Source organism: Bifidobacterium sp. POST2/T3 (B1) (assembly GCF_058197115.1).
In genome coordinates this window covers 1-12,526 of the sequence record NZ_JBVPQK010000056.1, presented here as the reverse complement: position 1 = coordinate 12,526, position 12,526 = coordinate 1, and the positions used below count along the sequence as shown (strand labels likewise).

Sequence of the window (12,526 nt, the reverse complement as noted above, 5' to 3'; positions counted from 1 at the left end):
CCTTCATGTGTCAGAACGACCTGGATGCGCTGGGCATCGGGGGCGATGGCCGTCACCCTGTTCATCTTGCTGTCCACAACATCGCGGAACCGCTGCTTGATTTGGGTATGTCGACCGGTAATGACGATCTCCATGGGAATCTCCTTGCACTCGTGAGCGGACGAACCGCTGGTGCGATGGCGGACTTGGTCACCATCGACTGTGCTTCCGATTGTATCCGAAGAGCAAGGCTGACTCACTGATTGAGCTTGAGGCCACAGCGGAATCATCACCACTGGTACGGTCGTTCAGTTCCGCTATGCTGTATCCCCGAGACCTCTCGGATGGCCGCGGCCCCTCCTCTTGGGAAGGGTTGAGGAACTTCCGGGCTCCATAGAGCACGATGGCGGATAACGTCCGCCCAGGGCGACCTGAGAGATAGCGCAACAGAGAACAGACCGCTCGTCCTGTAAAGACGGGTAAGGGTGAAACGGCGGTGTAAGAGACCACCGGGTCGACGGTAACGCCGACCGCATGGCAAGCCTCATCGGGAGCAAGGCCAAGCAGAAGGCATTCAGGGGTTGCTCGTCCCGCCTTCGGGTAGGCCGCTAGAGCCTGGCGGCAACGTCAGGTCGAGATGGATGGCCATCCGTCGTCCGGATTTCTATCCGGTCGATGACAGAACCCGGGGTATATGAGAGGTCTCATCTACTCTTCTACTGTGTGGTGCTTTGGCAGCAATCAGCTCAATCGAGAGGGTCGTCAGAAGCGAAAAGGTCTGCTGCGACCTGGTTGAGGAGGTCGGGGCTGTGGCCCTTGCGGGATCCAGCACTCCAGAATCGCCGTTTGCGTACCTTGAGATCGAGTCCGGCTGTCTTGCGGGCCACCTTGCGACCGAGCTCATAGGCTGAGTCGACGAAGAGTCCCTCACGAGAGGCCTGGGCCACCACCTGCGCAGCCAGTCCTGAATCCAGACCCTTGCGGGTCATCTCCGAGAGCACGCCCCGCTCCCCCAGTGTTCGATGCAGGCAGGAACGCAGAAGATCCTGGGCATAGGCCTGGTCATTCACAAGACCCAGTCTGGTCAACCGGTCGATCACCTGATTGATCACGTTCGTGTCGAACCCCTTGTCGGCCAGACGACGGGCCAGGGCTCCGCTTGAACGGGCCGCCGCATCCAGCAAAGTCAGGGCAGCCTCCCTGCAAACATCTGCGTCATCCGCATCTGCTCGTGGGACTGCAGGCGCAGAACCTCCGCCAAAGCCGCCAGCACGTGGGTGACGGCCACGACGGCGGGCCTTTCTGTCAAAACCCCGGGAAGAACGGTGCCCCTGGGAAGGATGGTGACCTGCCAGTGATTCGTCAGACATATCAGTATTGGCAGCACTGTCAATATCTTCCAGACTCCCTCCAAATCGAGCGCCATGCTCCAGCCCCAGGGCAGTGGCTTGCACTGGGCTGCTGTCTTCCTTGTAGCTGTCATTCTTCTGGCTAGCAACGGGGCGAACATCCGCAGTGGGCAGGGAATTTACGGTATGCGGAAAGCCTGAGTCAGACCGCGAATCAGTAGCGAAATCTGGGACTGTTCCCATACCCGCCACACCTACTGAACCTGCCGAGCCAGGCGCACCTGCGGAGTCTGCTTGGAACCGGTCCGGTCGAGAATCCCGCGGCTCTGTGCTGGAGTCGGCAGAATCCTCGGCCTGAACCAGTCGGACAGGATTTTCCTTGAGGAAGTCCTCAGCCGAGATCATCGGGTCATGCAGCCTGAGCAGTAGGCACAGTGCCGTTGACGTCGACAGGAGCTGAGTCGTCTTCCTTGCTGCCTTGGTCGGCATCAGCCTGATCGTCGTTGTTATCCTCGGAGGGAGCAGGGATAAGGCCGAAGGCAACCTTGACCTTATCCTCAATCTCCTTGGTCAGGCCAGGGTTGTCCTTGAGGAACTGACGGACGTTCTCCCTGCCCTGACCAAGCTGATCGCCCTCATAAGTGAACCAGGACCCCGACTTCTTGACAATATTGGTCTGCAAGGCCATATCCAGAACCGAACCCTCCTTGGAGATGCCCTCTCCGTAGAGGATGTCGAATTCGGCCACCTTGAAAGGCGGAGCCATCTTGTTCTTGACCACCTTGACCTTGGTGCGGTTGCCCACCGCCTCGTCGCCGTTCTTCAGAGTCTGGATACGGCGGATGTCCAGGCGGACCGAGGCATAGAACTTCAGGGCCTTGCCGCCAGTGGTAGTCTCCGGGCTGCCGAAGAAGACGCCGATCTTCTCCCTGAGCTGGTTGATGAAAATGGCCGTAGTGTTGGCCTGAGACAGGGCGCCGGTCATCTTGCGCAGGGCCTGGCTCATCAGCCTGGCCTGCAAACCCACATGGCTGTCGCCCATGTCGCCCTCAATCTCGGCCTTGGGCACCAGGGCAGCCACCGAGTCAATGACGATAACGTCCAAGGCGCCCGAACGAATCAACATGTCGGCAATCTCCAGCGCCTGCTCGCCGTTGTCTGGCTGGGAGACGATCAAAGAGTCCGTGTCCACACCCAGCTTCTTGGCGTACTCGGGATCCAAAGCGTGCTCGGCATCGATGAAGGCAGCCACTCCACCGCCAGCCTGCGCATTGGCCACCGCATGCAGGGCCAGGGTGGTCTTGCCCGAGGACTCAGGACCGTAGATCTCGACGATGCGGCCGCGGGGCAGTCCACCGATGCCCAGGGCCATGTCCAAAGCCAGGGACCCGGTGGGGATGACCTCCACGTCCTGGGCAGGCTTATCACCCAGGCGCATGGCCGAACCCTTGCCAAAGCTCTTTTCCACCTGCGCGAGGGCCGTGTTCAAGGCTGCCTGGCGACGGGGGTCAATCCCGCTCTCCTCTTCCTTCTTCGCCTTGCCACTGTTGCTCTGACGTGCCATATGGCTCTCCTTCTTCGTAACCGACCTCACGATGACGACATCCTGATTGACAACCTCACGATTGACAGCCTATCCGTCGTCGGAACCCGTCTGCAGTCCCGGCGCCCGATGTGGTCGAACGTGCCGATGGTCACCGGACCATGGGTATCAGTATACCCGACCATGCGAACAAATGTTCGAAAATCGCCTGGGGCAGGAAATAAATTCGCGGAGGATAAAACCCGCTGATCAGGCTGCCGGCAAGGGCGGCGCATTGTGGTCCTTCCCCCAGCGGCGGGAGTCTGGGATCTCCATCTGATCGCAGAGCACGTTCCAAACTACGCGCGGCTCCACGCCTGCATCCAGGGCCTCTATAACGGTCATGGCATCCAGGGCAGTCAGCCTTTGGTCGCGGGCCAGACTGCGTCCGTAGACCCGGCCAAAGACCTCCTCCAGCAGTTGCCAGAATTCCCGTTCACGCACCCGACATCACCTTTCGTCCAAGGCCCACCTTGTCACACCCCTTCTACGGTAGCAACCGGCAGTCAACAGAAGAGGGCGCCTGGTTCATAAGAACCGGACGCCCTCAAGAACGGTCCGCCGGATCAACCAGCCGGATCGGACGTGCTTACTCCTGAGTGGACTCCAGATAGTCCGCCACCATCCGCAGTGTCTGAGGCACACCCAGGCCCAGCGCGTCGGCGATGGAGCTCAACAGTTCAGAGCTGGCCTCCTTCTGGCCACGTTCCACCTCGGACAGGTAGCCCAGGGAGACGCCTGCCTTCTCGCTGACCTCACGCAGGGTCTTGTGATCATTAGTCCTCAGCTCGCGCAGCACGTGGCCCAGGGCCTCGCGCAGAGAGACGGTGTGGGTGACGGCACGGCCGTCGTTGGCGGAGGCTGCCCGCTGACGGCTGGCTTCCATGCCGTCCTCCTCCATCCACATCTTGTTCAGGTTGGCCTGGCGCTCCTCCTTGGCCTTCTTAGCGGCCTTGGCACGAATCACCTGCTGCTGGGCGAAGACAACGGCACGACGCTGGGCGGGTGTCAGATCACGAACCCGCGCATTGCGCTCCACTCCGGGTGCGGCTGGCTTGACATCATAGGTATTGTTGGTTCGAGTCATCACGGTCTCGGTGCTGGCCATAGCAGCCCCTTTCGCCATTATCGTGTTCAACTTCTTACGCAATGACCAACAGACGAGCCCAAAGATTATTCCAGGGGAGGAACCCGAAAGGCCCGTTTTGTGACCAAAGTCACGTATGCGAAAGACCAGAGCCAGGAGGGATGGCTCAATACAGCTAGCTTCTTGCCCCAGGCCTGCCGGCTACAGCAAATACTGCAAGCGCAAGACCCGACATCGGCTTACGGAAGCCATAAAAGCAACTTACCACATCATGCCCTCAGCCCCGCGAATGCAGGGCCTGATCCAGCTGGTCCAGAATCCTCATGACCGTGCCCCTGCGCACCTGCTCCCGGTCGCCATCCAAGTGCAACTCATAAGCATAGGTCCGGTAGGCATGGGACTGAAGGCCAGTCTCCATACGGCCACCCATCACCCGGACTGGTAGGGCCAGACCGATGTACACCAGTCCGGCAGGATCATCCCCATCAGGACCCGGACCAGCTACACCTGTAGTGGCCATACCGATGACCGTGTCCTCGTGCCCTGGCCGGGTGTAGAGCCTGGCCGTGCCCTCGGCCATCTCCTGGGCAACGCGTGGATGAACTGCGCCTTGGGTGGCCAGCAGGTCCTGATCCACCTTGAGGATGGCAGCCTTGGCGGCGATGTCGTAAGTGACGGCTGACCCAAGGAAGACGTCTGATGCGCCGGGGATCCTGACGAAAGCATCGGCCAGCAGCCCCCCGGTCAGCGATTCGGCAGCGGCCAGCAACAGGCCCGAATCACGGCAGGTGTCGATAATCCTTCCAGCCAGGTCATCGCAGCGGCCCTGCATGCTCTTGCCAATCATCGCCGCATCCCTATCACGTATTCCGCTCCTGAATAGAGGCAGAGGGCCAGGGCCACCAGAATTACCACGCGGGTGGTCACCAGGTACCAGGGCCAGACCGGCGACAGGGGCACCATGAGCATGCCCAGACCGATACATTCAAACAAGGTCTTGTATTTGCCAGCCTGGGAAGCGGCGATGACCCGTCCCTGCCTATTGATGACCAGAACCCGCAGCAGGGTAATGCCCAGCTCCCGCACCAGGAAGAGCAGGGTGACCCACCACCAGAGTTCGCCGAAGACGGATGCCACAACTAGCGCCGAGCAGATCAGCAACTTGTCGGCAATGGGATCCATGAGCTTACCCAGCTCGGTCACTTGATTGTACCGGCGGGCCAGCCACCCGTCCAGCTTGTCGGTCGAGGCGGCGAGGATGAAGAGCACTGCGGCGGTCCACCGCATACCAGGCCTGCGCTCCCCCCAGGGACCAGCCATCAGATCCAGGACGATGAAGATCAGGACCAGGAGGATACGGGTGTAGGTGACCAGATTTGGGGGTGAATTCCATCCTTCGAGAAGCCTGCGCCTCTCACGACCGGTCTCTGACTCGGCATGCTCCTGCATTGCCACTCCTTATACGCGATACTGGTGCGCTCGGGCCGTCCAACAATACTTGCCGGGCGGCAGTTTCATCATAACGGTAGACCAGGCCTAGCTTTTTGGACCAATGTTCAGCCCTGCGCTTGCTCATCCGGGGCGGGATCCATGGAGGTGGCGTCACCGCGGATGAAGGCCAGAGCCTGCTGCAGCTGCGGCGGCTGAATGAGCACCTCGCGGGCCTTGGAACCCTCCGATGGCCCTACGATTCCCCTCGACTCCAGCAGGTCCATCAGCCTCCCTGCCCTGGCGAAGCCCACACGCAGCTTGCGCTGGAGCATGGAGGTGGATCCGAACTGTGTCGTCACCACCAGCTCGGCCGCCTGGAGCAGTTCGTCCATGTCGTCGCCGATCTCCTCCTGGATCTCATTCTTGTGGTCGGCCTTATCGGCCATCTGCTCAATGTCCTCGCGGTAGTGGGGCTTGCGCTGGGTGCGCACATAATCCACCGCCTTGCGAATCTCGGACTCAGAAACCCAGGCTCCCTGGACACGGGTGGGCTTGGCCTGGCCCATGGGCAAGAAGAGGGCATCGCCCTGGCCGATCAGGGTTTCAGCGCCAGTGGCATCAAGAATGACTCGGGAATCCGTGGAAGAAGATGTGGCGAAAGCTAGCCTGGAGGGAATGTTGGCCTTGATCAGGCCGGTGACCACATCCACTGAAGGCCGCTGGGTGGCCAGGACCAGGTGGACGCCGGCGGCACGCGCCAGCTGGGTGATCCGCTGAATGGAGCTTTCCACGTCGTTCTTGGCCACCATCATCAGATCAGCCATCTCGTCGACGACCACGACCAGGTAGGGATAAGGGGCTACTTTGCGATTGGAACCGGCCGGGGCGTGGACCTTGCCCTCGCGCACGGCCTTGTTGAAGTCCTTGATGTGCCGGAATCCGAAGAACTGCAGGTCGTCGTAGCGGGCATCCATCTCCTTGACCACCCACTCCAGGGCCTGGGCGGCCTTCTTGGGCTCGGTGATGATGGGCGTGAGCAGGTGGGGAATGCCGGCGTAGGCGCTCAGCTCCACGCGCTTGGGGTCCACCATGATCAGGCGGACCTGCTCCGGCGTGGCCCGCATGATCAGCGAAACCAGCATGGAGTTGATGAAGCTTGACTTGCCCGAACCCGTAGCACCGGCCACCAGCAGGTGAGGCATCTTGGTCAAGTCGGCGGTCACATAGTGGCCCTCCACGTCCTTGCCCACGGCGGTCATCATGGGGTTGTCGTCCTGCTGGGCCTTGTCGGAGCGCAGCACATCACCAAGGTGGACGATCTCGCGGTCCACGTTGGGAATTTCGATGCCGATGGCCGACTTGCCAGGAATAGGCGAGAGGATGCGCACGTCCGAGCTGGCCACCGCGTAAGCGATGTTGCGCTGAAGGTTGGTGACCTTCTCCACCTTGACGCCCGGGCCCAACTCCACCTCGTACTGGGTGACCGAGGGACCGCGCAAGAAGCCCACCACCTTGGCGTCCACGTCGAACTGCTGGAAGGTTGATTGCAGGGCCTTGATGACCGCATCGTTTGCCGAAGTCCTGACCGCGTGTGGCTTGCCCTTGACCAGGAGGTCCGTGCTGGGCAGCACGTAGGGTCGACTCTCGTCCACCTGGCGGTCATCGGAGGAACTCGACGCGCCGACAGCCTGGGCTCCTGCACCCTGGGCTCCGGCCGGCTGATTCCCCGCTCCCGGAGCAGGCTGGGCATCCATCTGCACAGTGTCGGCTGCGACAGCGGCAGCGGCCCAGGGGTCCGTGGCCCCCACGCCGGACAAGGCAGCCGGATCCACCTTGGGATGCCCTTGCTCCCTGGCATCCAAGAGGGCGGCGGTGGCCGGTGCCTCCACCGCGGGCATGTTCTGCGTGGACACCTGGTCAGATTCAGCATCCTGCGCCGACTGATCACCCTGGTCAGCCCCCTCCAGCGAGGCCGCCTGGGAGAAAGGCTCGTCAGCCTCGTAACGCTCCAGATGGGTGTCCGCGTCCTTGCCGATACGGCCATGCAGCAGTCTATCGAACCAACCGGCCACCCCGCCTTTGCGGGAATCCTGGTCATCCTCCTGATCCGACTCCTGGTGAGTGGGCACGCCAGGCGCTAGTGGCAGGGTGTCGTCCCCCAGCCTGACCTCGTTGGGAGCGGTCTGAGCCGAAGCCGGGCTGGAGGCACGGGTCCTCTTCCCGCGCAACCAGGCCATGAGGTCGCTCATATGGAATCTAAAGGTGATGAAGAAGCCGAAAATGGCCACGAGGACGAAGATGATGACGGCGAAGACCTTGGAAAGCCCCCAGGCCAGGGGCGAACCCAGGAAGAACCCCAGAAGGCCGCCTGAGTCGCTTATGGCCTTCATGTCGAAGCCGCGATAATCCGAGGCCATGAGCACGTCCAGAATGGAACAGACCGACCAGAGCACCACCATGAGGCCTCCCACCACAGGCAGGTTGCCAGCCTCGCGCCCGGTGTAGCAGACCAAACGGAAGGCCGCGAAAAGCAGGACCACCGGCAGGATGATGCTGCAGAGTCCCAGAACGCCCGCAGCCAGAGCATGCAGTCCCCGTCCCAGGAAGCCATTCACGCGGAACCATTCGCTGGCACAGAAGAGCACGGCCAGAATGACCAGCACGAAGCAGAGCCCATCCTTGCGGTAGGCAGAGTTGTCGCCGTTCTTGCCGGCCACGGCACGCACCAGGGATCCCAAGCCCCGGGGCAGGGCCAGCAAGGCCTTGTGCCAGAAGGGTTCAGGATCTTGGCTGTCCTTGGATGCGGTCCGGCCGCGACCGCTTGCGTCTGCTCGCTGCTTACGTGTCATAACCCTTTCAGCCTACCTAGAACCCCGGTCCGCATCGGACCCGCCGGGTCAGTGTGCACAACTCTTTCAGACGGGGGACCGCCAGGGCTAGCATCGTTGGCATGACACCAGCCGAACGTCAGAGCGCCGTGGCCTTCGCCCTGCGCAACCTGCTTCTGGATGACCGTCAACCCAGTTCTTCGGCCCTACAGGCGGCCAGCGACTTTATGGCGGGCAGGAAGCAGGCCGAAGCGCTGGTCGACCAGGCCCGGCGCTTGGAGGCCAAGGCGGATGCCCTGACGGATGCCCTTTTTCTGCGGACCACCCTGGTCTGTCAGCGGCCTTGGGCGACCGAGGGCGATCTTGAAGAGCTGCGAGCCATCCACCGTCGGCTGCTGCCCGGCCTGCCAGAGGAGCGAGCGCTGCGCCGGCCTCAACCAAACGACGATGCCAGCCTGTATCCGGCGGCCATGCTGGAGCAGGGAGCAGCGGCCATCGGCCAGGAGCTGGCTGCTGAACACAATCTGGCCAGCCTGGACCGTCCGGTCTTCGTGGACCGCCTGGCCCACTACTACGACGAGCTCTCCTACCTGCATTCCTTCGCCGACTGCGACGGCATGACCCTGCGCATCTTCCTCTCGCGCCTGTCCCACGATGCCGGCTGGGACCTAGACTGGGGCCAAGCTGATCCGACCGCCCACCGCCGGGCCATCCAACGAGCGCTCCGGGGCAACACCGATGACCTGCAGGCCCTGATCGCGAGCATGGTCCGCCCGGTCAACCCAACCAGAATATTTCTGATCGCAGGATGGGACCAGGGCCCAGCCCACTAATCGGGACCAGGGCCCAGCCCACTGACCGGAACCAGCCACCCAACGGTGTCGGCAGCCTCAGCCTGGCAGCCGCTCGTTGCCGCTGCGCTTGGCGGCCTCGATGATCTGGGCGCTCTGATTGATCAGTTCTGTCGCACCGGCCTGGTCGTGGTCTCGGACGTGCCCCCAGTATTGTATTTTGAGCTGCACATACCGCTTCCTTGCCCGCAAATCTGCCATCCGCTGATCCAGCCGCCGCTCCTGCTCGGCCAGGAGCTCGATCTGCCGTCCGGCGGCCTCGGCTCCTCCCGCACGGTTGCCCAGATACTCCCGCATGTGCTCCAGGGACATGCCCGTAGCGCTCAGGCAGGATATGGTCTCCAGCAGGTCAAGATCCTTCTGGTTGTAGCAGCGGTGTCCGCTTGAGGGGTCCCTGGCGATGGGCGGAATGATGCCGATGGTCTCGTAGTAGCGCAGGGTGGTCTCCGGCATCCCTGACATGAGCGAGGCCTGGCGGATGGTGTACCAGGGCCCGGATTCCTGGTCGGCCCGAGTTTGGACAGTCTTGGTTTCAGTCTGGGTTTCACCCTGGGGATGCATGATGGTGGTCATACCCGTCCAGCCTAGGAACTTCAAGTACTTGAAGTCAAAGCGCGCCTAGATGGTGTCTGGTCACCCTCCCCTGGTCCGACTGATCGGCCTGGGCGTCCGCCTGGTCGAAGCAGCCTTGGTCGGCCTGATCTACCAGGTCCAGGGCCTGCTGGACCAGGTCCGGGGTCAGGGCGTTCAGCCAGTGGATGCGTGGGTCCCGACCGAACCAGCCCATCTGCTTGCGGGCCAGGCGCTTGGTCTTCTGCCCTATCAGCTCGAAGGCGGAATCCAGATCGGTGCGGCCGTCCAGGTAGTCCAGAATCTGCTGATAGCCCAGGGCGCGTGAGGCCGTAGTCCCCAGGCGGTTTCGCAGCCTGCTCACCTCATCGACTAGCCCCTGGTCGCGCATGGCCTGGGTGCGCTGGTCGATTCTGCGGTCCAGCTCCTCCCGGGGCAGGTCCAGTCCCAGCTGCAGGGCGGGCAACAGGTAGCGGTATCGTGGCAGGCTGGCCGAATATGGCCGTCCGGTAATCTCCATGACCTCCAGAGCCCGCACGGTCCGCCGCACATTCCGAGGATCCATCCGGTCAGCAGCCTCCGGGTCCCGCTCCTGCAGCTCACGGAAGAGCAACCCCGGGCCTTCCTCCTGAGCCCGCTCCTCCAGCCTGGCCCTGACCGCCGGGTCGGTGCCGGGGAAGGACAGATCGTCGATGACAGCCCGGGTATAGAGCCCGGAGCCACCGACCAGAATGGGTCTGATTTCCTTCGCCCGCAGGTCGGCTATCAGGGACCGGGCCATGGCCTGGAAGCGGGCCACGCTCATGGCCTCCTCCGGCTCGATGATGTCGATCAGGTGGTGGACCACCGCCTGCCGCTCCTGCGCCGAAGGTTTGGCCGTGCCCACATCCATCCCACGGTACATCTGGTAGGCGTCGGCATTGACGATATGTGCCTCCTGCCCGCGCTCCTCAAGAGCCTGTGCCAGGGCCACGCCCAGGGCGGTCTTGCCCGAGGCTGTGGGACCCACAATGGAGACGATGCGGGGTTCAGCGGATGTCATAGACCTGCCCCGCCTGGGGATCCGGGTCAGCAATCAGATAGTGGGGTCCGGCCTGAGTGACGGTGCAGGTCACGAGGTCCCCGGGCTTTGGCACAGGCATCCCCTTGGGCACGCCGACGTGGACCAGCACGCCGGTGCGCTCATGCCCGGTCACCCGATGGGTGCTGCCGTCATGCCGGCCGTGTCCGTCACCGATCAGTACCTCCACCTGCCTGCCCAGGAAGGCCTGCATGTGCTCCATGGTGATGGACTCCTGCAGGGCCTGCAGCCGCTCGAACCTGTCCTGAACCACGGCCTTGGGCAGCTGGGGCATGCGTGCGGCCGGCGTGCCCGGACGAGGCGAATACTCAAAGATAAAAGCCGACGAGAAGCGCGCCCGGCGCACCACATCCATGGTGGCCTGAAAGTCCTCCTCGGTCTCTCCGGGGAAACCTACGATGATGTCGGTGGTGATCAGGGCATCGGGCATGGCAGCCCGCACCTTGTCAAGTATGTCCAAAAAGCGCTGGGACCGGTAGGAGCGCCGCATGGCCCGCAGAATCCGGTCGGAGCCCGACTGCAGGGGCATGTGCAGCTGGTGCATGACCGTGGGCGTCTCGGCCATGGCCGCGATCACATCGTCGGTGAAGGCCGCAGGGTGGGGCGAAGTGAAGCGGATCCGCTCCAACCCAGGCACCTGGCCGCAGGCGCGCAGAAGCCGGGCGAAGGCGTAGCGATCCCCCGTGGACCAGCCGTAGGAGTTTACGTTCTGCCCCAGCAGAGTCACCTGGCGGGCCCCGGATCGCACGCAGTCCTCAACCTCCTGCAGAATGTCGTCCATGGACCGGTCCCGCTCCCGCCCGCGCACGGAGGGCACGATGCAGAAGGTGCAGGTGTTGTTGCAGCCGACCGATATGGACACCCAGGCCTGCGAGCGCGAGGATCTGACCGCCGGCAGCCTCCCGGGCAGATCCCGCAACTCCTCCGAAACCCCCACCTGGGGTCGCCCGTCCCTGCGAGCCTTGTCCAGCAAGCCGGGCAACGAGCCAATGTCCCTCGTGCCAAAGACCGCATCCACCCAGGGCGCCGCCTTTACGATCCGCTCCCGGTCCTTCTGGGCCATGCAGCCGCCCACGGCGATGCGCGTGTCGGGCTTGTGTTGCTTGAACCTGTGCCAGCGTCCGATGGTCCCGTACATGCGCTGGGTGGCGTTGTCGCGTACGGCGCAAGTGTTGAGCACCATCACATCCACCTCGCGCGCGCGAACCTGCTCGGGCGTAGCCTGCTGGTAGCCCTGGTCCCGGAGCACCCCAGCGATCCGCTCGGAATCGTGCTCGTTCATCTGACAGCCCAGGGTCCGTACATAGTAGACGCCCCTGCTGTCCTTACGCTGAGCGGTCACGCTCATACCCTCGCCTGCTTCCATAAGCCATGATTGTATGCGCAGGTCGGGTCCCGCGGCCATCGGGGCCTGTGCGTACCATGAGTCTTGGTTACGAACGGCGGCATGGGAGGTTCATGTGATACTTGACCGTAACAGTGCCATGAGCGCATCCGAAATGAAGCAGCGACTGTCAGACTTGGACGAAAAGGACCGTCCCAAGCTGGACATCGACGAGATAACGGAATTCGTCAATCTCATGCAGACCTACGAGGGGGCCATGTACGAGATTTCGACCAAGCTAGACGTGCTGGACACCGAGTTCCAGGTCCGGTTCAGTCACAACCCCATCCACCACATGGAGCGTCGACTCAAGAGCGTGGACTCCCTGATCGGCAAGCTGCACCGCAAGAACCTGCCCGTCACCATCCCCTCGGTGCGCGATCA

General features: G+C 62.7%; 11 protein-coding genes, 1 other RNA gene and 2 pseudogenes. 3 read left to right on the top strand and 11 right to left on the bottom strand.

Annotation, left to right across the window (positions count from 1 at the left end):
• Positions 1 to 134: pseudogene (locus tag AC0AP0_RS04380) on the bottom strand (ribosome hibernation-promoting factor, HPF/YfiA family); the annotation flags it as partial.
• A 177-nt stretch (positions 135 to 311) separates the two neighbouring features.
• Here AC0AP0_RS04380 and rnpB point away from each other — a divergent pair.
• An RNA gene (gene rnpB / locus AC0AP0_RS04375) (RNase P RNA component class A) lies at positions 312 to 689 on the top strand.
• Positions 690 to 725: 36 nt separating this feature from the next.
• Here rnpB and AC0AP0_RS04370 read toward each other — a convergent pair.
• The 7 genes from AC0AP0_RS04370 to AC0AP0_RS04340 form a co-directional block, all read right to left on the bottom strand.
• The gene (locus AC0AP0_RS04370; protein WP_490429490.1) at positions 726 to 1,733 is read right to left on the bottom strand and encodes a regulatory protein RecX; all 1,008 of its coding nucleotides are present in this window, start codon (positions 1,731 to 1,733) and stop codon (positions 726 to 728) included.
• A gap of 4 nt (positions 1,734 to 1,737) precedes the next feature.
• Positions 1,738 to 2,892 carry a recombinase RecA gene (gene recA, locus AC0AP0_RS04365; protein ID WP_046322775.1) on the bottom strand — a complete coding sequence of 385 codons (1,155 nt, stop codon included), beginning with the start codon at positions 2,890 to 2,892 and terminating at the stop codon, positions 1,738 to 1,740.
• Positions 2,893 to 3,120: 228 nt separating this feature from the next.
• Positions 3,121 to 3,354 (bottom strand): DUF3046 domain-containing protein, encoded by a 234-nt coding sequence (locus tag AC0AP0_RS04360; RefSeq protein ID WP_024627845.1) that lies wholly within the window; start codon positions 3,352 to 3,354, stop codon positions 3,121 to 3,123.
• Positions 3,355 to 3,499: 145 nt separating this feature from the next.
• The gene (locus AC0AP0_RS04355; RefSeq protein WP_110425112.1) at positions 3,500 to 4,018 is read right to left on the bottom strand and encodes a helix-turn-helix domain-containing protein; all 519 of its coding nucleotides are present in this window, start codon (positions 4,016 to 4,018) and stop codon (positions 3,500 to 3,502) included.
• A gap of 256 nt (positions 4,019 to 4,274) precedes the next feature.
• On the bottom strand, positions 4,275 to 4,829 hold the full coding sequence (locus AC0AP0_RS04350) for a CinA family protein (RefSeq protein ID WP_181415132.1): 555 nt from the start codon (positions 4,827 to 4,829) through the stop codon (positions 4,275 to 4,277).
• Positions 4,830 to 4,840: 11 nt separating this feature from the next.
• Entirely contained in the window at positions 4,841 to 5,446 is a 606-nt protein-coding gene (pgsA, locus tag AC0AP0_RS04345) for a CDP-diacylglycerol--glycerol-3-phosphate 3-phosphatidyltransferase (RefSeq protein ID WP_490429489.1), read from the bottom strand.
• A gap of 107 nt (positions 5,447 to 5,553) precedes the next feature.
• Complete coding sequence (locus tag AC0AP0_RS04340; protein WP_490429488.1) at positions 5,554 to 8,277, bottom strand: FtsK/SpoIIIE family DNA translocase; 2,724 nt, start codon at positions 8,275 to 8,277, stop codon at positions 5,554 to 5,556.
• 101 nt (positions 8,278 to 8,378) lie between these two features.
• On the opposite strand from AC0AP0_RS04340, the gene AC0AP0_RS04335 reads away from it, so the two are divergent.
• Complete coding sequence (locus AC0AP0_RS04335; protein ID WP_211120346.1) at positions 8,379 to 9,089, top strand: Fic family protein; 711 nt, start codon at positions 8,379 to 8,381, stop codon at positions 9,087 to 9,089.
• 57 nt (positions 9,090 to 9,146) lie between these two features.
• Here the strand turns inward: AC0AP0_RS04335 and AC0AP0_RS04330 are convergent, their stop codons facing one another.
• From AC0AP0_RS04330 to miaB, 3 genes are read right to left on the bottom strand one after another with little or no spacing between them, the layout of a single operon-like run.
• On the bottom strand, positions 9,147 to 9,680 hold the full coding sequence (locus AC0AP0_RS04330; RefSeq protein WP_490429487.1) for a MerR family transcriptional regulator: 534 nt from the start codon (positions 9,678 to 9,680) through the stop codon (positions 9,147 to 9,149).
• A 34-nt stretch (positions 9,681 to 9,714) separates the two neighbouring features.
• The gene (gene miaA, locus AC0AP0_RS04325) at positions 9,715 to 10,719 is read right to left on the bottom strand and encodes a tRNA (adenosine(37)-N6)-dimethylallyltransferase MiaA (RefSeq protein WP_198207079.1); all 1,005 of its coding nucleotides are present in this window, start codon (positions 10,717 to 10,719) and stop codon (positions 9,715 to 9,717) included.
• Positions 10,706 to 12,106 carry a tRNA (N6-isopentenyl adenosine(37)-C2)-methylthiotransferase MiaB gene (miaB, locus tag AC0AP0_RS04320; RefSeq protein WP_490429486.1) on the bottom strand — a complete coding sequence of 467 codons (1,401 nt, stop codon included), beginning with the start codon at positions 12,104 to 12,106 and terminating at the stop codon, positions 10,706 to 10,708. The genes miaA and miaB overlap by 14 nt, the downstream gene beginning before the upstream one ends.
• 112 nt (positions 12,107 to 12,218) lie before the next feature.
• Here miaB and AC0AP0_RS04315 point away from each other — a divergent pair.
• Positions 12,219 to 12,526 (top strand): annotated as a pseudogene (locus AC0AP0_RS04315) (GTP pyrophosphokinase family protein); the annotation flags it as partial.